The sequence below is a fragment of the Luteibacter sp. NPDC031894 genome, assembly GCF_050273135.1.
Lineage (GTDB): Bacteria > Pseudomonadota > Gammaproteobacteria > Xanthomonadales > Rhodanobacteraceae > Luteibacter.
On record NZ_JBNNMV010000001.1, the window covers coordinates 1,076,226 to 1,098,141 of the forward strand.

The following is a 21,916-nucleotide window of genomic DNA, read 5'->3' on the forward strand; positions in this document are numbered from 1 at the left end:
CCTGTGCATGGTGCCCGCGCTGGCCGTCGCGCAGGCGATCCAGCCGCTGCCCTTCCGCGACCGCGCGGAGGAAGTGCGCTTCCAGAGACTGAGCAGCGAACTGCGCTGCCCCATGTGCCAGAACGAAACGCTGGCGGATTCGAACGCCCCGATCGCGCACGACCTGCGCCGGCAGGTGTTCGAGATGATCCAGGCCGGCAAGAGCGACGACGAGATCAAGGCGTACCTCGTCGACCGCTACTCGCAATTCGTGCTGTACAAACCGCCGGTGGAACCGGCGACCTGGCTGCTCTGGTTCGGGCCGGCCGTGCTGCTGGTCGCGGGCGGCATCGTCGTCGCCATCCAGGTGCGCCGGCGCGCCCGACAGGCCCCGGCGTCCGCGCCGGTCAACGAAACCGAGGACGACTGGTGACTCTCGCGTTCTATCTCGTCGCGGGGGCGATGCTCGTCCTCGCGCTCGCCCTGCTGCTCGTGCCGCTCGTTCGCCAGGGGCGCCGTCACGGCCGCTCGCGCGCGGTGTTCGCCTTGGCGGTGGCCATCGCCGTGCTCGTGCCCCTGGGCAGCGCCGGCCTTTACCTCCTCGTCGGCACGCCGTCCACGCTGGGCGGCGTCGAGCCGGCGAAGGACATGACCATCGGTGAAGCGATCGACCAGCTCCTGGTACGCACGAAGGAGCATCCGGAGGACACCGAGGCATGGGTGTTGCTCGGAAAGACCTACGCCATGCTCAAGCAACCGGCCGACGCCCTCAGCGCCTATGACCATGCCTTGAAGGCGGATCCCAAGAATGTCGCGGCCATGGTCGGATGGGCGGAAGCCGACTCGCTCGTCCGCCCCGACCATCGCATCCAGGGCCGCGGGCTCGACCTGCTCCAGGGCGCCATCGCGATCGAGCCCGACAGCCAGCGGGCGTTGTGGCTGCTGGGCATCGCGCAGTTCCAGCAGGAGCGCTACGCCGATGCGGCGGCCACCTGGCGCAAACTGCAGCCGTTGCTCGATCCGGATTCCAACGTCGCGCATGCAGTCGCCCAGCAGATCGCCACCGCGGACAAGCGCGCCGCGGCGGGACAGCCCGATACCGCGCGTGGCACCATCGACGGCAACCCCTGAAAGGATCCACGCATGGGCGACGCGCGCCGCTACCACCTGCTCCCTTCGCCGTTTCGCATGAAACGTGGCGGCGAACTGCACGGCGCCCGTGTGGCCTTCGAGACGTGGGGCACACTCACGCCCGCGCGCGACAACGCCATCCTGATCCTCACCGGTCTTTCGCCAAGCGCGCACGCGGCAGCGAATGCCGAAGACCCGACGCCGGGGTGGTGGGACGAGATGATCGGACCCGGTCGTGCGTTCGACACCGATCGCTTCTTCGTGATCTGCGTCAATTCGCTCGGTAGCGACAAGGGTTCCACCTGCCCCGCCTCCATCGACCCCGCCACCGGCGAGCCTTACCGCCTGACCTTCCCCGAACTCTCGCTCGAGGACGTCGCCAACGCCGCGTACGAAACCGTCACCGGCCTGGGCATCGAGCAATTGGCGTGCCTCGTCGGCTGCTCGATGGGCGGCATGAGCGCGCTGGCGTACATGCTGCTGCATCCGGGCACCGTGCGTACGCATATCAGCGTGGATACGGCGCCGCAGGCACAACCCTTCGCCATCGCCATCCGCTCGCTGCAGCGCGAGGCGATCCGCCTCGATCCGCACTGGAAAGGCGGGCAGTACGACGGCGACGAATGGCCGGAACACGGCATGAGCATCGCGCGCAAGCTCGGCGTGATCACCTACCGCTCCGCGATGGAGTGGAACGGCCGCTTCGCCCGTATCCGCCTCGATCCCGACGAACGCGATGGAAGCTCGCCTTTCGGCTTCGAGTTCCAGGTGGAGTCCTACCTCGAAGGCCACGCGCGCCGCTTCAACCGCCAGTTCGACCCGAACAGCTACCTGTACCTCTCCCGCGCGAGTGACTGGTTCGACGTTGCGGAACACGGCGACGGCGACGTGATGCGCGGCCTCGCCCGCATCCACGTGGACCAGGCGCTCGTCATCGGCGTGAGCACCGACATCCTGTTTCCGCTGGAGCAGCAGGAAACCATCGCGAAGGGGTTGGAAACGGCCGGCGCGCGCGTGGCGTTCGTCGCACTCGATTCGCCGCAGGGGCACGATGCGTTCCTGGTGGATATCGAGAATTACAGCCGGGCGATCGGCGGGTTCCTGGCGACGATCTGATCCGACCCGCCCGATCGGACGTTTGTTCAAGGCGCCAACAGCCGGTTTGCTATGATTGGCGGCGACCGGCGTCCCCAACGCCACGCATCCAGAGGTTCCAGCCATGATCACGGTCGACTTCCCGGGCAGCCGCAAGCTCATCGAGGCCATCGACGCCTCGGTCATCCAGCCGAGCACCCCGGCCATCACCGATAACCTGCGGAACGCGCTGTGCCGGCTGATCCGGTCCCAGGAGGTGGAGCTGCCGCGGTGCGTGCTCGAGACCGCCGGCGACCACTACGCGCGCCGCGAGCTCTATCGCAGCGAGGAGCACGGCTACAGCGTGGTCGCCATGACCTGGGGCCCCGGCCAGGGGACCCTGATCCACGACCATTGCGGGATGTGGTGCGTCGAAGGCGTCTGGAACGGTGCCCTGGAGATCGTCCAGTACGAGCTGCTCGACCACGAGTCCGAGCGTTACCAGTTCCGCCCGGTCGGGTCGATCCAGGCCGGCCCTGGCTCCGCCGGCAGCCTGATTCCACCGCACGAGTACCACACCATCCGCAACCCGAGCGAAGACGCCGTGGCGGTCAGCCTGCACATCTACTCGGGCCGCATGACCCAGTGCGCCGTCTTCAACCCCCAGGGCGACGACTGGTACGTCCGCACCGAACGCCAGCTGGGACTCGACCGGGTGCATTGAATCCCGCATAATCGCGGTCCCCATGCCGAAATGGCGGAACCGGTAGACGCGGCAGACTCAAAATCTGTTTGTAGAAATACAGTGTGGGTTCGAGTCCCACTTTCGGCACCAGACCATGAAGAACCTCCGCGCAAGCGGAGGTTTTTTTTTTGGTTCCTCGCGGAACCCCCAGCGCCCTAGAAAAAGGCCGCCTGCGTGAGCAGGCGGCACTGGGGAAACACGCGATGGCCTCACGGGACATTCTAGTTATGGGCGAAGCGTCATTTAGAAGTCGTACGTAGCCGTCAGGCGGGCGTAGCGCGGGTTCTGGAAGTACTGACCGAGACCGTAGTTGTTGAGCACGGTCTGCGGCAGCGCTTCATACGTCGCGTAGCTGTTGAGCGGCTTCCGCTCGTTGGTGACGTTGAAGACCGACAGGCCGAAAGCGAGCTTGCCTTCGAAGTACGACGGACGGTAGGTCACCGCGAGGTCGAGCTGACGGTACCAGGGATTGCGCTTGTCGCCCGGGTGCGACGGCTGGCCGTTGCAGTTGTGGTACGACGAGCCGTAACCGATCGGGTCCGGAATCGCCTCGCCGTCTTCGAAGCCCAGGCACGACTTCGGCGCACCGGAGGCGAGACGCAGGTTGCCCGAGACCAGCCATTCGTCCGAGAGCTGGTAGGCACCGTAAGCCTTGATCTGGTGCGTACGATCGTTGGCCAGGAGACCATTGGCGTAACGCATCAACTCGGCGGAATCCCAGTCCTGCGTCTTCGAAATGTCGGTCTGGCCGATGTCCGACTTCGTCTGGCCTTCCGTGTTGCCGTAGGAACGCGAGAACGTGTAATCGAGGCGCCCCTGCCACTTGCCGTCGAACGGATGCTCCAGGTAGAGGTCCAGCGCGTAGTAGGACCGCTTGGCCTTCTGCGTGAAGCCCCAGTCTTCCTGGTTCATCTTTACTTCGGTGCGGCCGGAGCCATCGACGTTGGCCAGGCTGAACGTATTGGTGTCGCCAGGGTTGAAGATAATGCAGCCCGGGACGACCACGGAATCCGGATCGAGGCCTTCGCGGGTCATCTTGTCGGCGATCTTGCCCGTGTCGCACACATCGTCGATCGCCGTGCGCAACTTGCGCACCGTGACCTTGGCACCGGTGACCCAGTCGGAACCCAGAGTCTTGTCGAAGCCGAGGATGGCTTCATCCTGGTACTGCGACTTCAGGTCGCGTGCCGCGACGGACTGCGCGTCGATCGGCTGGCCAAACTCACCATCCGGCGACACGATGCCAGCGCCCAGCGGGGTAAGGCCGGTCGGACGGCCATTCGGGTCGATGCCCGTGTAGTTGAAGTACTCGTACGTATAGGTCGACGACGAAGCGCCGCGCACCGCGACGTTGTTCGGCAGCGCGAGGTAATAGCGGCCGAGGTTGCCGTAGATCTTCAGCGACGAGTCGCCGAACACATCCCAAGACGCACCGAGGCGCGGAGCCCACTGTGCCTGGTTGTTCACGTACGCCTTGTTCTTGTCGTTGAAGTTCTTGAAGCCGTCGTTACGCACGCCGATGCTCAGCAGCAGCTTGTCGTTGACCTGCCAGCGATCTTCCAGATACTGCGCACGCTGGTCGAGCGACATGTTCGTCACGCTCGTGAAGATGACGCGACGCACGTAGTAGCCGTCGCCGCCTGGCGCACCGACGCCCTGTCCGACGCTGATGGGAAGGCCAGGATTGGCGGAGTGGAAGTAGCGCCAGTAGTATCCCGGGCCGCTCGTCGAGGTGCCCTCGTCGATGCCCTTGTAATGCATGTTGTCGATACCGCCGGCGAGGTGGTGATCGCCCAACTGCCATTCCAGGTCGAGGCGGAGGCCGTGGGTACGGCTGCCGGCGCTCGGATCCTGGCTGGTCTGCGAGGAGTTGAGGTTCGTGATCGGGTTGCCACCGTTGAGCGCGGGATTCTGGAGCGCCGGGTTGTAGATGTAAGGCTGCTGGTCGATGTCCGGCGTCGGGTTGTGCAGGTAATCGTCCGTCCACCCCTTGGCATAGGTGGCCGAGAGCGTGATGTCATCGGTGATGTAGGACGTGTACTTGGCGATCGCGTACTTCGACGTGATCTTCGACGTATCCGCATCCGCGCCGGTACGGCCGGTGTTGGTGCGCGTGTCGTAGTCGTAGCCGGTGTAGTAGCCGCGCTGCTCGTCGGTCGAGTGGATGCCCGTCAACTCCAGGATGTTGCTGTCGTTGATGTTCCAGTCGATCTTGGCGTAGATCTTCGGCAGGTTATACGTGTAATGGTTATTGGCGACCGGGTTGGATTCGGCATTCGCGGTGCTGGTGCCTTCCGACTTCTCGGCCTCGGCGGCGAGGAAGAAGAACAGCTTGTCCTTGATGAGCGGGCCGCCGACGTAGGCGCTATAGGTCTGCGTCCACTTGGTGTTGTCCTGGCCATTGCGGTAAATGGCGCCCACCTTGCTCGTGTCCTGGTAGCCGTAACCGGCCGGCAACGGGCGGCTGCCGTAGTAGACGCTACCCGGATCGGAGGCGGCGAACTTCGGCTCCCAGAGAACCTGTGCGCCAAAATGCCATTCGTTGGTACCGCGCTTACCGACCTGCGAAATCACGCCACCGTCGGAGCGGCCGTACTTGGCGGAATACCCGCCCGTATAGACTTCCTGCTGATCGATCGCGCCATACGGCAGGCCGACGCCACCGAGGGCCTTGTACGGATCGGTCGTGTTGTAGCCGTTGACGTAGTACGCGTTCTCCGAGGCACCGGAGCCGCCGAACGACACCGTGCGGAAACGGCCATTGCCGAGCGTACTCTGGCCGGCGACGGCGCCAGGGGCGAGCAACGCGATGGCTTCCGCGTTGCGACCCAACGGCAAACGAGCCAGGGTCTGGGCATTCACGACGGTGCGCGAATCGACCGTCGAAGTATCGATGGGAGGCAGGGCGTTGGCGGAAACGGTGACGGACTCGAGCGACTGCGCACTCTCCGCGGTCGCGGCGCTCGCAAACGAGACGTCCGTGCTGCCACCCACCTTGATCTGGATGTTCTTGCGCGAATCGACGACCGCCCCATCGCGCTTCAGGCTGACGGTGTAATTGCCCAGCGGCAGGTTACCGACACGGTAACGGCCATCGGCATCGACCGGCACATCGCGCGTGAAACCGCTATCGCTCGTCACGGTAACGGATTCGCCCGCCGCGGCCGGCACCTGGCCGAAGATGGAACCACTGGTCGCCTGCGCGAAAACCGTGCAGGTGGCACCCATGCCCAGCGCCAGCGCGACAGCCAGCACCGACGGCCGCACCAACGTGCGCCGCTCGCTTCTCAAGAATTCCATGCTCTCCCCCAAAGGAAAAGTGATTCGAAATGTAAAAGTTGGCGATACCTGCAATGCACCGCTCCTGCTTCCCCAAGCAGAACGTGTCGTATCGCGTCGAATAGAGGTATCGGCTAACCGAGCAAACGATTTGGATGTCCAAATCTTTTACGGGTCGGGGGCAAGACTATGCGTCGGTAGGATGACAAGTCAATAGATGCTGAGGGTAATTTTGAACATCAGCAATAACTTGCGAAACGACATCGCGACCGCGAAATCTTTAAAGCTCTCGCACTACGCGGAAACCCACGCGTGCGTTGCGCAGATCCGCCGACGCCCCTTGCCGATAGGCCGACCGCACCATGTTCGGCGCGCTCCCCCACGAGCCACCGCGGATCACGCGACGCGCGCACCCCGGGTTCACCCATGCCTCCGCCGTGCGCGGCGCGCGCACGTAATTGTCGTGCCAGCAATCGGCGACCCATTCGGAAACATTGCCGCCCATGTCGTAGAGACCGAACGGATTGGGGGTGAAGCTCATGACGGGTGCGGGGCCCCAGTAACCGTCCTTGTAGCCCGTGAACGCGTTGCTCCAGCGTCGGCCAGAACCGGAACGGTCGTTGCCGCCGGTGAGGTTCTCGACGCGCGACGAAGGGTTGCCGTCGCCCCACCAGTAACGCGTCGTGCTCCCGGCACGCAACGCGTATTCGAATTCCGCTTCGCTCGGCAAGCGGTAGGTCTTGCCGCTGCGTTTGGACAACCAGTCGGCATACGCTTTCGCGTCATTCCATGACACGTTGATGACGGGAAGACGATCCTGGCCCGGCTTGCCGGCGTAGTCGTCCTGCCAGGTCGCGGAAGATTCATCGCGAAGACCGCCACTCTGCTCGTCGTAGACGCTGCCGCCACCGAGCGATTGCGACTGCGGCACATAACCCGTCGCTCGCACGAAGTCGCGGAACTGACCGATGGTGACGGAGCTTCGCGCCATGGCGAAGCCCTTCCACACGTCCACCTCGTGCGCAGGTGCCTCGTTGGCGTCGTGACCGGTCTCGCCTTCGGGAGACCCCATGACGAACTTGCCGGTCGGCACAACGACCATGGCGGGCGCCTGTCCCGCGGCATCGAGGAAGCGGTCCGCGAAGACCTGACCGGGTTTGTAGCTGGCATACAGACGGGCGTTCGTCATCCGCTCGTTGAACTCGTCGATGCCGGCGAGATCGGGACTGATCTGTTGCGCCTTGGTCGCCAGTTGCTGGGCAAGCTCGAGGTTACCGGCGTCCAACGCCGTCCGGGCCTGCGCGAGCATGGTCGTGGCATTCTGCCGGCGCATGCCCTCGATGCGTCCGCGCGTGTCCTGCAACGCCTGCGACTCGGGCGCGATCGTCCCCGCCTCGGCGAGTGCGGCATCGGCCGTCGCGAAGTCGTTCTGCGCCACAGCCGCCAGAGCCTTGTCGAGAACCGCGCGCTGGACGGTCGTGATGCCCTGCTCCGCGACGGCGTTCTCGGGATCCAGTTCGAGCACGGCGCGGTAGGTGTCGAGGGCGCTGTCGCCCTTCGGCTGCGTCGTCTTCCCGTCCTGCAACTGGGCGGCGGCCTTGCCAAGCAGCGGCCGCACCTTATCCAGCACGGCGAGCTTCTGCTGCAGCGGCGCAGCCACGGCGGCCGCGGATGGCAGTGCCTTGAGTGCCGCCAGCGATTCCCGCGCGGCCTCCGCATCGCCCAGGGCTATATCCTGTTCGATACCCGCGGCCAGACGGGCCCGTACCTCGTCCATACCCGCCAGCGCCCTGCGACTGTCCCCCTTCTCCTTCAGCGCGGCCTCGAAAAGCGCGGCGGCGCTTTCCTTTCCCCCCACCAGGTGCTCGGCAGCGAGAGCCTTGTCGCCACGGTCGAGCAAGGCTGCCAGTTCCGGCGAATCTGGCGTCTTTTGCGCGGGGAGCTGGATCTCGGTGCTCTTCTCGCGGTGCCGCGCGGCGATCACGGCCGCCGGCGCGAGCATCAGCGGCGGGCCCGCGTCGATCTCCGAGACCACCGCCGGTGGCGCCGCCTGTGGGCGCTGGTCGAAGCCCATCACCGCCGGCTGGCCCCGCAACGGCGACCTTGGGGTGTTTTGCGTCGGCTGGACGTGCAGGGCCTGCGGAAAGAAGTGATAGAACAGCGCGAAGCCGAGCACGGCGATACCGAGCGCGCCGCCTATGGCGCGCTGTCGGCGGACAGTCTCGGTGTTCGGCATGGTGGGCGGTTCCGTACGGGCCTGCTATCGTGCGCTGCCACCTTAGGGAATCGCGCGCGACAGGGCAACACGAAGGTCGACGCGGTCCCGGTACCACAAGGATTCCGCATGACATCGAGCGACGTCGCCCCCGACGCCCCCTGGATCGAACGCCGCGAGGTGCTCGACGCATGGCTAGCCCCTGTCGGGCCGGAGGCCGTCGTCGGCCTCGACACGGAGTTCATGCGACGCAACACGTTCTACCCACAGCTCGCCCTCCTCCAGCTGGCCCACGACGAGCGTTACGCGCTCATCGATCCGCTCGCCGTGCCCCTCCGCGAATCGCTGGAGCCGGTGTTCGCCGCACAGCCCGTCGTCACGGTGATGCACAGTGCCGGCGAGGACCTGGAAGCCCTCGCTCCCTACCTCCCGGACGGACCCCATACGCTGTTCGACACGCAGATCGCGGCCGCCTTCGTCGGCATGGGCCTTGGCATCAGCTATCGCGCCCTCGTCGCGGAACTGGTGGGCGCGGAGCTCGACAAGGGCGAGACGCGCAGCGACTGGTTGCAGCGTCCGCTCACCGACTCACAGAAGCTGTACGCGACGCTGGACGTGGTGCACCTGCACCCGGTCCACGCGATCCTGGCCGAGCGGCTGGCCGAGCGCGGCCGCGGTGCATGGCATGCGGAGGACTGCGCGCGCATGAAGCGCCGCGCGAGCCATCGCGAGGGAGACCCGCAACCGCAGCGGAGCTTCAAGGCAGCAAGCGAATGGCCGCCAGAGAAACAGGCCCTGCTCCGCCGCGTGCTGCGCTGGCGCGAAGCCACCGCGCGGGCGCTGGACAAGCCGCGCTCCTGGCTCCTCGAGGACGTGCAGGCGCTGGACCTCACGGGGAACATTCCGGACGCCCCTGCCAAGTTGGACGAACGAACCCGCGGCACGCGCGCGCTGCGCTCGCCGCAACGCCAGGACCTTTTCGAACTCCTCCGGCGTCCGGTCGAGGCCGCGGAGGTCGAAGCGACCGCGGCGATCATCGGCCACCCGCTTGGTGAGGCAAAGCGCGCGATCAACGAGATGCGCAGCGCCGTCGACACCCTGGCGACGCAACTGGACATCCCGCCCGGCCTGCTCTGCGCGCGCCGCTCGATGGAGGAGTTCGTGATGAGCGGCACGTGGCCCGAGGCACTGGAAGGCTGGCGCCGAGGCGTGCTGTTCGATCGACTGTCGGGGTTGCTTCCGGGCTGAGGGCGCGGCCACGTCCAGGCCATCGGTCACGTATGGTCGCCGCTGCCCGCTGCGTATGCTGGATGGATCATCCTGAGGGACCATCCCATGCGCCCTGTCGCGGCCGTACTCGCAGCATTCTTCGTGGGCCTCGCGTTATCCGGCACTGCCGCATTAGCCACAGGCGACAACGGCACCGCGGCCAGTACGTTCGCAGCCATCCGCAGAGCGAGTCTCGCAGGGGGCGTGGACGAAGCCGGGTATCGCCCCATCGGGGGCATCGAGCAGTGGGTCACGGTCCGCGGGCGTCACAAGGACGCGCCACTGCTCTTGTTCCTTCATGGCGGCCCCGGCTTCACGTCCACCCCGACCAGCTACGTCGAGACGGCGGGCTGGCAGGAATACTTCCTGGTGGCCGAATGGGACCAGCGCGGCGCCGGCAAGACCCTCGCGCGAGCGCCAGACAACCAGGGGCGCCTGACGATCGAGCGGATGGTTGACGATGCCGAAGCGATAGCTGCCGACCTGCGCCAGCGTTACCACCGCAAGACGATCGTGCTGATGGGGCACTCGTGGGGCACGGTGCTCGGCGTCGAGCTCGCCCGCCGGCATCCGGACTGGTTCAGCGTATACGTCGGCATGGGACAGTTTGTCGATTTCCAGACGAGCGAACGGATGGGTTTCGAGAAGACGCTCGCCGACGCCAAGGCGGCGGGCAACGCCGAGGCCGTGAAGGGATTGCAGGCCATCGCGCCCTATCCCGATCCCGCTCATCCGGAGCGCGACCTCGCCCATATCGAGGCCGAACGCGGTTACCTCAACACCTACCGCGGGGAATACTGGACGGGTGACGGTGCCACGTACGCCGGATTGGCGAACCTCAGCCCGGATGTGACTGGCGCCGACCTCGCCGTGCGCAACCGCGGCATGGCCTCGAGCATCCAGGCGCTGTGGCCAGCGGTCAGCCGGGTGAGCTTCGAGGACGATACCCGTTTCGAGCTTCCGATCGTCCTGATCGAGGGGCGCCACGATCGCGCCGTGTCGGCGGAGCTGGCAGCGGCCTGGTTCGGCCGCCTGCAGGCACCGCGGAAGCGGCTCGTATGGTTCGAGGACTCGGCACACCAGATGCCCAACGAGGAACCCGGCAAGCTGCTGGTGACGCTGGTGAACGAGGTGCTTCCGCTGGCGACGGACGGCCACACGCGCTCTCCCTGACCCCGTTGGCAGCATCGATTCCGGCTGATATAGTTATCGCTTCGTGGGGCGGTAGCTCAGCTGGGAGAGCGTCGCGTTCGCAATGCGAAGGTCGGGAGTTCGATCCTCCTCCGCTCCACCAACTCAAGTACATACGGAAAGGCCGAGGATGCGAACCCTCGGCCTTTTTGTTTTCCCGCCCCACCCGTTCCGTCAACCTGCCCTACTCAGGTCCGATCAGGCTCTCGGCGGGAATGCCCAGGTTGCGATGAAGGTTCCGGATCATCTCGATAGTGAGGCTACGCTTCCCGTTGAGCACCTCATACACGCGATTGGCACGACCAATATATGGAACGAGGTCTTTCGCGGTCAGCCCGCCCTGCTCCATCCGAAAGCGTATCGCCTCGATAGGATCCGGGGCCTCGACGGGAAAGTGGTTCGCCTCGTAGGCCTCAACCAAAGTCGCAAGGATCTCGAAACGGTCGCCATCCTCGGTGCCCATCTCCGGCTCGTTAGAGAAGTACGCCGACAGCTCTCGCAAGGCTGCCTTGTAATCGTTGTCAGTGTGGATAGGGCGGATATTCATAGATCCTCCACGGTCTTCGCATCGATCCGATCGTACTCAGCGTGAGTGCCGACAAACTTGATGTAGATAGTCCCAAGATGGGACTGTGGCAAGTCGATGCTATTTACGCCGGAAGCGCGGCCGCCAGCAGCGGTTTCGCCCACTCCGGTGTGCGCCGAAGGCCGTCGATGTCCGTTGGCCATGCGAGTGAGCCATCGGCGATCTCGGCCACGAGTAACGGATCCGGAATCGCCTCGCCCCGCGCCACGTCCATGCTGTTGTCGTACACCTGCAGCATGGCGATCGACGGCATCAAAGCGACGAGGTTTTCGAATGCCGAGACATAACGCTCGCGGATCTTCGCCTCGGGAATGTCGTGACCACCTGCCGCGACCCGCGCCTTGACCCGTGCGATGTGTTGTTCCGGCGACGACAAGCCACAGAACCACATCAACACGTCGTGCGTGCGCGAGGCCTCGGCGATCCTGAGGGGGACGGTGCGGCCGCCGAGCGTGGTCTCGAAAGCGTAGGTAGTACGGCGAGCCACGGCTTCGTCGAGGCGACGCATGCCCTCGTGCCATGCCTCGGCATTCGCTTCGGTCTGGGCGCACCCTGTCGCGGCCACGAGTTCACGGGCAAAGCTATCGGGATTGAACCACGCTAAACCCGCCTGCTGCAGCCGGTAACCACCGATCGAACTCTTGCCTGCGCCGTTGACGCCCGCCAGGACATAGAGGACGGGCCGTCGGCTCAATGCGTCTCCCCGGCTTTGACCTTGCCGGCCAGTCGGGTCGGGGACTGCATCAGCGCGCGCAGGCGATCGCTCGCATCTTCAGCCTGCAACGTGTCGAGGTGTTCGTCGAAGCGGCGCCGGAGAACATCGAGGGCGGACGCCTGCTGCGCGCCAGCATCGTTGAGGGCGCGCAGGATGAGTCCGTATTCCTCGGCGGAAAGGATGACCGCCTCGGGCTCGCTATGGTTCGTCACCACTACCTTGCCCCGGCGGCCGATGGCGCGCATCACGCCACGCCACCCCAGCTTTTTCACGTCGGAAGCGGGGGTTCGCGGAAGATCCTCGAGGGCGTCGAGCTTGAGCGTCAGGGCCATGGGACGATCCTGTGAGGGCTTTAGGGCCAATATACCCCAAATACCCTTTCTGGACCATGCCGCTACACCCGCCCACCACACGCCGCCGGGCATCCTCCCGGCACCCCAGATCGGAACCCGACCATGACGCCTCTCGACAAACCGCTCAAGCGCGAGCTCGAGGTCGATGGTCAGGCCTACACCCTGACAATCGATCCCGAGGGGTTGAAGCTCGTCGCCAAGGGCAAGCGCAACGGCATTGCGCTGGCATGGAAGGACGTGCTGAGCGGCGACGCCGGCTTGGCGGCAGCCCTGCAGGCGTCGGTCCGTTGATTCCCGCGCGACCGCTCGGCATCCACTGACAATCAACCGCGCCTATACCTTTCGGCCTATCTCCCCTGGCCATGTAAACGTATACCGCTTCGGGATGTCGCTGGCACGTTGTTTGCGGTGACAATATCGGGCTCGGTGCCCGACGTAGGGATGTCGCGACACTCAATTTTTACGCCCCCGCAGGAATGCATGTTCGTGGGGGCCGAAAGGAAGCTGCTGGCAGGATGAGACTGAATTCGACGACACACCCGCGCGCCGCGCGGGTGCCGGGGAGGCGTTTGTGCCTCGCCTTGCTCCTCGCCCTTTACGGCCCGCTGGCCCCGGCCGCGAACACGCTACCGGAACGCGACGCGCTGATGGCCATGGCGCGCCAGGAGCGCGACGCGGGACATCGCATCGACGCGCTCGCCCATTGCCAGGCGCTCCTCGACCGCTGGCCGGCCGACCGCGAAGCGCAGGCGCTCAACGTCACTCTATTGACTGAACTGGGCGCCAGTACGCGCGCCAACGAACTCGCGTCGGCGCTGCGGCCAGTGTCGACGGCCACTGAACGACATCACCTGGCCGCGGACCATGTCGCACAGGAAATTCGCTGGGCGGACGGCGAGCCCGCGGACCCGTTCCGGCCTTACGTGGCAGCGGACATCTCCGTGGACGACGCGCGCCGCGTCGCCGACGATCCTCTGCTCCCGGCCGACCTGCGTCAACGCGCGACTTTCGACCTGCTCGTCGCCTTGGCCCGGGCGGGCCGGCCGGATGAAGCCGTCGCCCAGTACGACGCGTTGCACGCACACGACGTCGCCTTGCCGGCTTACGTCGAACGCGCCGCCGCGGATGCGCTTCTGGCAAAGCGCCGACCGGCCGAAGCGGCGAAGCTGTACGAAGACAGCATCGCGCAGGATCCGGGCCCCTACGACGCGAACGAAAGCGAGCCGCGCATCGGGTTGATGTATGCGTACCTCGAATCGGGCGAGACCCGAAAAGCCTTGCAGACCATTGACGCACTTACCGCGAAGGAAACGCCCTGGATCCGCGTCCCCGGCATCGCCCTCCCCGTCGAGAACCAGCGCAAGCTCGATGCCGATCTCAACGCCGCGGCAGTACGCGACTATATCGACATGCACGCCGATGCCTATGGGCGGCTGGAGCCGCTGAACCGGGAGGCTCCGGCAAACGCGTCGCTGCGCAGCGAGCTCGGCATGGTGGAACTCGCCCGTGGCTGGCCACGGCGTGCCCTGGACGACTTCGCGATCGCGCTCACGCTCGACCCGCGCGAAGCCGGCGCCTATATCGGTAAGGCCAATGCCCGTCGTGTGCTCAACGATTACGCGCAAGTGGACGCGGACCTCGCCGTGGCTCGCTCGTTGGCATCCCGCGACGCGCGCGTGGACCGCGCGGAAGCATCGTGGCAGCGCGAACGTGGCTGGCAACTGGACGTCGAGGCCGAGCACGGCAAGGGGTCCAGTCCCGACTTCGGCGATCGCGACAGCACGACACAGGCGACGATCGCCAGCCCGTTGATCGACGACCACTGGCGCGTACTCGCCATCGGACGCTATTCCACGGCCGACCTGCCCGAGGGCGACGTGCGGCGCAGCCGCGCGGGGCTGGGCGTGCGCGGCTATGCGCTAGGCCTCCAGGCCTACGTGCAGGCCCTGCCCTCCACGGATCGCTATGTCGGCAAAACGGCGATCGAAGCCGGATTCAACTGGTCGATGAGCGACCGTTGGGCCTGGGCGGCCGACTACAGCACGGCAGGCGACGACACGCCGCTGCGCGCCCAGTTCTACGGCATCAGCGCGAAGACACTCGACACGACTGTCACCTGGCGTGCCAGCGAACTCACCCAGGCACAGCTCGGCCTGTCGCGCGACGACTTCAGCGACGGCAACCGCCGGACGGGTTGGCTGGCCTCGGTCGTCCAGCGCATGCATACCGCGCCATACCTCGCACTGGACGGGGGCCTCGAGCTGGCCGGCTCGATGAACACCGACAAGGACCGCCCGTACTTCAACCCACGGCGCGACTGGAGCTATGCCTTCACCGGCCGGCTCGAAAACGTGCTCGGCCAGTTCTACGAGCGCAACGTGACGCAGCGTATCGACGTTGCCCTGGGTCAGTATGCCGAGCGCGGTTACGCCACCGGTTGGATGGCCTCGCTCCGCTACGGCCAGGTCATTCAGACCGGACCCGGCTTCCACCTGGGCTGGGGCATCGGCTGGCACAACCAACCCTACGACGGACGGCGCGAGCATCGCGTGGTCCTCGACCTGACGCTGCACTGGGGAGAATGAGAGCATGCGCCCGCTGTTGATCCTGCTGGTCCTGCTGGGGCTCGCGCTTCCCGCGTTCGCGCAGCCGGTCGCCCCCGCGCGTCCGGCCTTGACCGTGCTCGCCTACCACGACGTCCGCGACGATGTCGGCCTCCACGCCGATCGCGACCCGGATGCCATCAGCACCGACCACCTCGTGGCCCATTTCGACTGGCTGAAAGCCAACGGCTACCACGTCGTCAGCCTCGAGCAGGTCGTGCAGGCGAGCCACGGCGGCGCGCCGCTACCGCCCGACGCCGTGCTGCTCACGTTCGACGACGGTCTCGAGAGTTTTTACACGCGCGTCTATCCCTTACTGCGTGCTTACCGGTATCCGGCCGTGCAGGCGCTGGTGGGCTCGTGGATCGACATGCCGGACGGCAAGCGCATGCCGTACAACGGCAGCGATTGCGACCGCTCCTGCTTCCTTACCTGGGACCAGGTGGCGGAGATGCACGCGTCCGGACTGGTCGAGATCGCCTCGCATTCATGGGGCATGCACCAGGGCCACGACGCCAATCCCCAAGGCAACCTCCTGCCGACCGCGGCGTCGCTGAGCTATGACGAAGCCCTGCATCGTTACGAAACCGCCGATGAATACCGTGCCCGCCTCCGCGCCGACCTCGACCGCAGCGCGAGCGAGATAGCCCGCCACATCGGCGTCCGTCCGCGCGCGCTCGCCTGGCCGTACGGCGAATACACCCGCGTCGGCCGCGACGTGGCCGCCGATGTCGGCATGACCGTCACCTTCAGCCTCAGTGACGATGCGCCGAAGCTCGAACCGGGCCGCACCGTGCCGCGGTTGCTGGTGAGCGACAACATCACCGCGAACCGGCTCGGATGGCTGATGCGCCACCAGGCACAGGTGGACGCGACGCGTGCGGTGCAGGTCGACCTGGACTACGTGTACGACGCCGATCCGGCCCAGCAAGACCGCAACCTGTCGAAGCTCCTCGACCGCATCAAGCGCATGCACGTCACGGACGTCTGGCTGCAGGCGTACGCCGATCCCGATGGCGACGGCGTCGCGGATGCCGTGTACTTTCCGAACCGCCACCTGCCGATGCGGGCCGACCTGTTCTCCCGCGTGTCGTGGCAGTTGCGCACCCGCGCCGGGGTTCGCGTCTACGCCTGGATGCCCGTCCTCGCCTTCCGCTTCCCCAACGGTCAATCGTTGCCGACGCTCGCCGGCGAGCCGAAGCCGGACGGCGATCATTACCGCCTGGCGCCGTACGACGCGAAGGTCCGCGCGATGATCGGCGACGTCTACGAAGACCTGGCGATGTACGCCGCCGAGGCCGGGGTGCTGTTCTCCGATGACGCGTACCTTCGCGACACCGATAACCTCGGTCCGTGGGCCAAGAACACGCCGGCGCAGAACACGCAGGCCCTGATCGACTTCACCCAGGCGCTGACCGATCGCATGAAGCGCTGGCGTCCGCAATTGCTCACCGCGCGCAACATCTACGCGCGGCCGATCCTGGAACCCGGTGCGGAAGCCTGGTTCGCGCAGAGCTTGCCGGCGTTCAACCGCGCCTACGGATTGACGGCGGTCATGGCGATGCCGCAACTCGACGACGCGCCCGATCGCCTGGCCTGGTATCGCAAGCTGGTCACCGCGGTGAAGGCCACGCCTGGCGCCATGGAACGCACGCTGTTCGAGTTCGCTGCACAGGACTGGCGCACGCACAAGCCGATCGCCGATCGCGACATCGCCGCCCGCTTGCGCGCGGTGCAGGTCCTGGGCGCGCGACACATCGGCTACTACCCGGACGACTTCGTCAACGACCGGCCGTCGCTCGAAGCCATACGCCCTGCCATATCGGCGTCCGACTATCCCTATCCGGAGCCTGCGCAATGAACGGCGGCATCCTCCACGCGTTGCTCGAGTTCGCCTTCTATTACCCGTTGGTGATGTCGCTCATCTGGATGAGCGGTGGCGTCATCTACTTCCTGCGCTGGGAACGCAAGGAGCCCTCGCGGGTGCGCCCGCGGCCGCTGCCCGACTACCCGATGGTGAGCCTCGTCGTGCCCTGCCACAACGAGGGGCCGCAGGTCCGCGAGACGATCGCCCACCTCGCCTCGCAGCAATACCCGAACTTCGAAATCATCGCGATCAACGACGGCTCGACCGACGACACCGGTACCCAACTCGACCAGCTGATGGCGCAGTATCCCGTGCTGCGGGTCATCCACATGTCCAGCAACCAGGGCAAGGCCATGGGGCTGCGCGCCGCGGCGCTCGCCTCGCGCTCGGACTTCCTCGTCTGCGTGGACGGCGACGCCCTGCTCGACGATTACGCCACGCACTGGATGATGATGCACATGCTGGAGAGCCCGCGCGTCGCGGCCGTCACCGGCAATCCGCGGATCCGCAACCGCTCCGCCCTGCTGGGCAAGCTCCAGGTGGGCGAGTTCTCGTCGATCATCGGACTGATCAAGCGCGCGCAGCGCGTGTACGGCCGCATCTTCACGGTGTCGGGCGTAATCGCCTGCTTCCGCAAGAGCGCGCTGCACGACGTCGGCTACTGGAACACCGACATGGTCACGGAGGACATCGACGTGAGCTGGCGCCTGCAGATGCGTCACTGGGAGATCCGCTATGAGCCCAATGCGCTCTGTTGGATCCTCATGCCGGAGACCGTGCGCGGCCTGTGGAAGCAGCGCCTGCGCTGGGCGCAAGGCGGCTCCGAAGTACTGCTCCGCTATACCGCGCAGCTGTTCAAGTGGCGCCAGCGACGGATGTGGCCCGTGGCGTTCGAATACGTGATGAGCCTGCTCTGGTCGTACACCATGTCGGCGATCATCGTGCTGTGGGTACTGGGCTGCTTCATGCCGTTGCCGCCCTCGCTGTATGTCGACACGCTGCTTCCGCAGTGGCACGGCGTGGTGCTCGGTGCCATCTGCCTCCTGCAGTTCCTCATCAGCCTGCTCGTCGACCGCCGGTACGAAACGCGCATCGGCCGCAACTATTACTGGATGATCTGGTACCCGCTGGTGTACTGGCTGCTCAACACGGCGACCTCGGTGGTCGCGCTGCCGAAGGCGATCCTGAAGCGCCGGGGCACGCGTGCCGTCTGGGTCAGCCCGGACCGGGGACTGCGATGAAAGCCGAAACGATCATCATCCAGCGGCCCGAGCGCCAGTCGACGACGCAACGGGCGGCCTTCGCCACCGTGACCGTGTTCGCATGGCTGTTCTGGGCCTTCCTCTGGCTGCCGCTGCTGACCCTCGGCGCATGGGCGTTCGGCCTACGCAACGCGTGGCTGCAGTTGCACGTGCTCAACCCCATCGGCGATGGGGGCGACATCAACATCATCCTGCTAGTGGCCGTGCTGTGCGCCGCCGTATTCAGCAGTTGGTCCGGCTATAACCACGCGCGCTTCGCCGGTAAGCAGAAGCGCCGCGGAAACAAGCCCGTGGACGTCGCACAAACGGCCGCCGCCATCGGCGCCACGACCCGCGATGCCCTGAAGATGCAGGGCATGCGCCGCACGGTGGTCAGCGTTACGCGGGACGGGTACATGACGGTGGAAGACGCAAGATAAACAGGGGGGCGCCCGACCCCCTGTTCAAAGCGCCTGCAGGACGTACACGCCGAACGCCGGATCGGCGGATATCCATTCGTTCTCGATCCGCCACCCGCCGGCCTCCGCCAGCCGGGCGAAGGATGCCGGCGTGAACTTGTGCGAGTTCTCGGTATGGATCGACTCGCCAGCGTCGAACGAGAACGCCTGCCCCGCCACGGTCACGCGCTGTGCTTCGCGGCTCACGAGGTGCATCTCGATGCGTTCGAACGCGGGATTCCAGATCGCCCGGTGGTCGAAGGACGCCGGATCCAGGTCGCCACCGAGTTCGCGATTGATCCTCACGAGCACGTTGCGGTTGAACGCCGCCGTCACGCCCGCGGCGTCGTCATAGGCGGCCAACAGCACGTCGAGGTCTTTTACCTGGTCGGCGCCGACGATGAAGCGCGCGTCGGAACCGAGCTGCCCGCGCACGGAACGAAGCAGCGCCACCGCCTCGTCCGGCGTGAAGTTGCCGATCGTCGACCCTGGGAAGAATGCCACTACCGGCCTGCCCGCCAGCGCTTTTGGCAGCGCGATGGCGTGGGTAAAGTCGCCCACCACCGGATGCACGACCAACGAGGGATACGCATCGCGAAGTCGCGCGACGGCGCCGTCCAGCGCGTCGGCACTGATGTCGACAGGCACGTACGCCGATATCCACGGCGCCGCATCGAGCAGCATGCGCGTCTTGTCGCTCGCGCCGCTTCCGAGTTCCAGTAAGACCGCACCGTCCGGAATGGCCTCGGCGAGCGCGGGAGCGATATCGCGCAGGAGGGCGGTTTCCGTGCGCGTCGGATAGTACTCGGGCGTAACGCAGATGGCCTCGAACAACGCGGACCCCGTTCCGTCGTAGAAGTACTTCGGTGAAAACGCCTTGGGCGAGGCCGAGAGACCGGCGAGCGTATCGCGCAGGAAGGCCAGTCGTTCGCGATCGGGCGAGGAACCCGCATCCCGTGCCAGTCGGACGCCACTGAACATCCAGCGCTGGCCGTGGCGGTAGAAGTTGCGGTACGACACGCGGGCATGTCCGGGCGGTGTCACGCTGGCGCCGCCACGCAATACCATCTGGCCGCTCATGAACTTGCCGTTGTACTCCCCCACGGCGTCGTCCGCCGCACGGAAGCCGGGGTACGGCGCATAGGCGCTCGACGTCCATTGCCACGCGACATCGGCGACCTGCTGCAGGTCGGCGCGGGTGCGTACGGCATGCTCCCATTCGGCCTCGGACGGCAAGCGCGCACCTGACCAGCGCGCGAACGCTTCCGCCTCGTAATAGCTGACATGGGTCACCGGCGCGTCCGGATCGACCGGCAGCCAGCCGCCCGGCGTCATGTGCGACCACGCCTCGCCATCATGCTGCCAATACAATGGCGCGTCCCAACCCTCGGCCTGGCACTGCGCCCATCCGTCCGACAGCCAGAGGTCGGCACGCCGATAGCCACCGAGGGCCATGAAGGCGAGCCACTGCCCGTTGGTGACGAGTCGGTCGGCGATCTCGAAAGGCTCCAGCCAAACCGTATGCGCGGGGCCCTCGTTGTCGAACGCGAAAGCCTCGTTCGCGACACCGACACGCACCGGACCGCCCGTCACCGAACGAAACCGCCCCGTCGGCCCAGCCACCGGGGCCGCCCACGACGGGTCGAACGCCGGTTTCAGCGGCGACTGGGCGAAGAGGTGCTGCACATCCATCACCAGCAGTTCCTGGTGCTGTTCCTCGTGGGCGAAGCCAAGGCGGATGAGCGCGTCCAGTTCGGCGGACAGGTCGCCGGCGAGGAAGATCCGCATGTGCCGGTCCACGTGGTGCCGGTAAGCCAGGACCCGCTGGCTGGTCGGCCGCGTGAGCAGGCCGCGCAACGGTCGGGGATGCCGCGGCCCGACAGCCTCGTAGTACGAATTGAAGAGATAGCCGAAGTCCTCGTCGAAGACCTCGTAGCCGGGCAGGTTCGGCCCGAGCACGAAGGTTTCGAAGAACCACGTCGTATGGGCGAGGTGCCATTTCGCCGGACTGGCATCGGGCATCGACTGGACGACCATGTCTTCGGGTCCGAGGCCGGCCACGAGGGCTTCGGTCCGGGCGCGCACGGCGTCGTACCGCTCGGCAAGCGAGAGGAGGACTGCAGAGGCGCGAGCGGTGGCGCCGGGCGCCATGGAGGTATCGACGAGGGCTTGCATGGGGGCTCCCTGGGTAACGCCGGTCAGTCCGGGGTGAACTCGATCTGCACGCGGTCCGGATAGAAGGCGAGATGCTCGCGGATCGAAGCGACGGATTCGTGCGGCGCTTCGTAACTCCAGATGGCGTTGATCGATCGCTCCTCGTCGCCCGGCAGGCTGAAGTACGACGCCTCCCCTTTGTATGGGCAATACGTGTGGTGCTCGGTCCGTTGCAGGGAAGCCATGTCGGCGTCCTCGCGTGGGATGTAGAACACGGCCGGATAGCTGGCCTCGCGCAGCGTCAGCGCGTTACGCGTGTCGGCGATGATGCGATCGCTCGAACGAACGACCACCCTTCCCCCCGACTTTTGCACCGTGATCGGATGATCGGGACCGGGAACCTTGACGGGACGTGAGGACATGGCGCACTCCTTCCTAACGGGTTGATCGGACATCCTGCGACCCGCGAGCCCGGAAACCAAGCCGACAAACGGGAACAGGTGACGTTACCGAAGCGCAAAGATCGGTTCTTGGACCGCACTGCGGTTTAACAAACGCCACCGGAGCCGGCCGTACCATGCCCCCATGGCGCTAAACATCCGCTCCGCCCGGCCGATGACCATAGTGTTGCAGGTGGCGGGAGGGTCGCCATGAAAGCGCTCATCGTCGCGGCGGCCGTCGTCGCGGCCCATGCCATCGCCCTGGTCGCCCTGCCCGCCCTGGGCATGTCGATCTCTTATGCGTTCTTCTTCTCGGTCGCGGCCCTTGCCATGGTCAGCGTGGTGGTGGCCTGGCGTCGCTCGGGGGCGCCAAGGGACCGTCGCTGGTGGCTGCTCCTTGCGAGCCTGGCGCTGTGGACAGTGGGCATGTCCCTGTCTGCCCGGCAGAACTACGTGCTGGAGAATTCGAATCCGGCGCCCGGCGACAGCATGTTCTTCTACATCCTCTACGTGTTGCCGGTGCTCGTGTCCGTGTCTTCGGCACCGGTCGCGGCGCGGAAGAAGTGGGCGATGGCCATCGACCTCGTCCTGGCGACCCTGCTCGGCGTGCTCTTCT

The 21,916-nt window shown here is 66.0% G+C and carries 18 protein-coding genes and 2 tRNA genes; 13 read left to right on the plus strand and 7 right to left on the minus strand.

The features are described from left to right. Window positions 1-7: 7 nt before the first annotated feature. From ACQKIE_RS05170 to ACQKIE_RS05190, 5 genes are all read left to right on the plus strand, one after another. Window positions 8-412 carry a cytochrome c-type biogenesis protein gene (locus ACQKIE_RS05170; protein ID WP_427456814.1) on the plus strand — a complete coding sequence of 135 codons (405 nt, stop codon included), beginning with the start codon at window positions 8-10 and terminating at the stop codon, window positions 410-412. Further along, window positions 409-1,110: a tetratricopeptide repeat protein gene (locus ACQKIE_RS05175; RefSeq protein WP_427456463.1), complete on the plus strand. Its 702-nt coding sequence runs from the start codon at window positions 409-411 to the stop codon at window positions 1,108-1,110. Before ACQKIE_RS05170 ends, ACQKIE_RS05175 begins: the two co-directional genes overlap by 4 nt. A gap of 12 nt (window positions 1,111-1,122) precedes the next feature. Further along, a complete protein-coding gene (metX, locus tag ACQKIE_RS05180) occupies window positions 1,123-2,226 on the plus strand; it encodes a homoserine O-acetyltransferase MetX (RefSeq protein WP_427456465.1) in 1,104 nt (367 codons plus the stop codon). A gap of 103 nt (window positions 2,227-2,329) precedes the next feature. Continuing rightward, complete coding sequence (locus tag ACQKIE_RS05185) at window positions 2,330-2,908, plus strand: cysteine dioxygenase (protein ID WP_427456467.1); 579 nt, start codon at window positions 2,330-2,332, stop codon at window positions 2,906-2,908. Between the two features lie 24 nt (window positions 2,909-2,932). Next, window positions 2,933-3,019: transfer RNA gene (locus ACQKIE_RS05190), tRNA-Leu, on the plus strand. A gap of 153 nt (window positions 3,020-3,172) precedes the next feature. On the opposite strand, the gene ACQKIE_RS05195 is transcribed toward ACQKIE_RS05190, so the two are convergent. Together ACQKIE_RS05195 and ACQKIE_RS05200 are read right to left on the minus strand one after the other, a co-directional pair. Then, window positions 3,173-6,229 (minus strand): TonB-dependent receptor, encoded by a 3,057-nt coding sequence (locus tag ACQKIE_RS05195; RefSeq protein WP_427456469.1) that lies wholly within the window; start codon window positions 6,227-6,229, stop codon window positions 3,173-3,175. A gap of 259 nt (window positions 6,230-6,488) precedes the next feature. After that, entirely contained in the window at window positions 6,489-8,444 is a 1,956-nt protein-coding gene (locus tag ACQKIE_RS05200; RefSeq protein ID WP_427456471.1) for a formylglycine-generating enzyme family protein, read from the minus strand. 108 nt (window positions 8,445-8,552) lie between these two features. Between ACQKIE_RS05200 and ACQKIE_RS05205 the strand changes: the two genes are divergently transcribed. The 3 genes from ACQKIE_RS05205 to ACQKIE_RS05215 all read left to right on the plus strand — a co-directional run bounded on the left by ACQKIE_RS05205 (window position 8,553) and on the right by ACQKIE_RS05215 (window position 10,986). Beyond that, window positions 8,553-9,671 (plus strand): ribonuclease D, encoded by a 1,119-nt coding sequence (locus tag ACQKIE_RS05205; protein ID WP_427456473.1) that lies wholly within the window; start codon window positions 8,553-8,555, stop codon window positions 9,669-9,671. 87 nt (window positions 9,672-9,758) lie between these two features. Further along, on the plus strand, window positions 9,759-10,865 hold the full coding sequence (locus tag ACQKIE_RS05210; RefSeq protein WP_427456475.1) for an alpha/beta fold hydrolase: 1,107 nt from the start codon (window positions 9,759-9,761) through the stop codon (window positions 10,863-10,865). Between the two features lie 45 nt (window positions 10,866-10,910). Then, window positions 10,911-10,986, plus strand: a tRNA-Ala gene (locus ACQKIE_RS05215). A gap of 81 nt (window positions 10,987-11,067) precedes the next feature. Here ACQKIE_RS05215 and ACQKIE_RS05220 read toward each other — a convergent pair. The 3 genes from ACQKIE_RS05220 to ACQKIE_RS05230 form a co-directional block, all read right to left on the minus strand. Beyond that, a complete protein-coding gene (locus tag ACQKIE_RS05220) occupies window positions 11,068-11,430 on the minus strand; it encodes a helix-turn-helix domain-containing protein (protein ID WP_427456477.1) in 363 nt (120 codons plus the stop codon). Window positions 11,431-11,533: 103 nt separating this feature from the next. After that, entirely contained in the window at window positions 11,534-12,163 is a 630-nt protein-coding gene (locus ACQKIE_RS05225) for a hypothetical protein (RefSeq protein ID WP_427456479.1), read from the minus strand. Beyond that, window positions 12,160-12,516, minus strand: coding sequence for a type II toxin-antitoxin system prevent-host-death family antitoxin (locus ACQKIE_RS05230; protein WP_427456481.1), 357 nt, complete (start codon window positions 12,514-12,516; stop codon window positions 12,160-12,162). Before ACQKIE_RS05230 ends, ACQKIE_RS05225 begins: the two co-directional genes overlap by 4 nt. 123 nt (window positions 12,517-12,639) lie before the next feature. On the opposite strand from ACQKIE_RS05230, the gene ACQKIE_RS05235 reads away from it, so the two are divergent. The 5 genes from ACQKIE_RS05235 (at window position 12,640) to pgaD (ending at window position 18,688) form a co-directional block, all read left to right on the plus strand. After that, entirely contained in the window at window positions 12,640-12,828 is a 189-nt protein-coding gene (locus tag ACQKIE_RS05235) for a hypothetical protein (protein ID WP_427456483.1), read from the plus strand. Window positions 12,829-13,052: 224 nt separating this feature from the next. Continuing rightward, complete coding sequence (gene pgaA, locus ACQKIE_RS05240) at window positions 13,053-15,122, plus strand: poly-beta-1,6 N-acetyl-D-glucosamine export porin PgaA (RefSeq protein ID WP_427456485.1); 2,070 nt, start codon at window positions 13,053-13,055, stop codon at window positions 15,120-15,122. A gap of 4 nt (window positions 15,123-15,126) precedes the next feature. Beyond that, complete coding sequence (gene pgaB / locus ACQKIE_RS05245) at window positions 15,127-17,001, plus strand: poly-beta-1,6-N-acetyl-D-glucosamine N-deacetylase PgaB (protein ID WP_427456487.1); 1,875 nt, start codon at window positions 15,127-15,129, stop codon at window positions 16,999-17,001. Next, a complete protein-coding gene (pgaC, locus tag ACQKIE_RS05250) occupies window positions 16,998-18,248 on the plus strand; it encodes a poly-beta-1,6-N-acetyl-D-glucosamine synthase (RefSeq protein ID WP_427456489.1) in 1,251 nt (416 codons plus the stop codon). Before pgaB ends, pgaC begins: the two co-directional genes overlap by 4 nt. Then, a complete protein-coding gene (pgaD, locus tag ACQKIE_RS05255) occupies window positions 18,245-18,688 on the plus strand; it encodes a poly-beta-1,6-N-acetyl-D-glucosamine biosynthesis protein PgaD (protein WP_427456491.1) in 444 nt (147 codons plus the stop codon). Before pgaC ends, pgaD begins: the two co-directional genes overlap by 4 nt. 24 nt (window positions 18,689-18,712) lie before the next feature. Here the strand turns inward: pgaD and egtB are convergent, their stop codons facing one another. Then, a complete protein-coding gene (egtB, locus tag ACQKIE_RS05260; RefSeq protein WP_427456493.1) occupies window positions 18,713-20,881 on the minus strand; it encodes an ergothioneine biosynthesis protein EgtB in 2,169 nt (722 codons plus the stop codon). 23 nt (window positions 20,882-20,904) lie between these two features. After that, window positions 20,905-21,282 carry a DUF427 domain-containing protein gene (locus tag ACQKIE_RS05265; RefSeq protein WP_427456495.1) on the minus strand — a complete coding sequence of 126 codons (378 nt, stop codon included), beginning with the start codon at window positions 21,280-21,282 and terminating at the stop codon, window positions 20,905-20,907. Window positions 21,283-21,916: the final 634 nt, after the last annotated feature.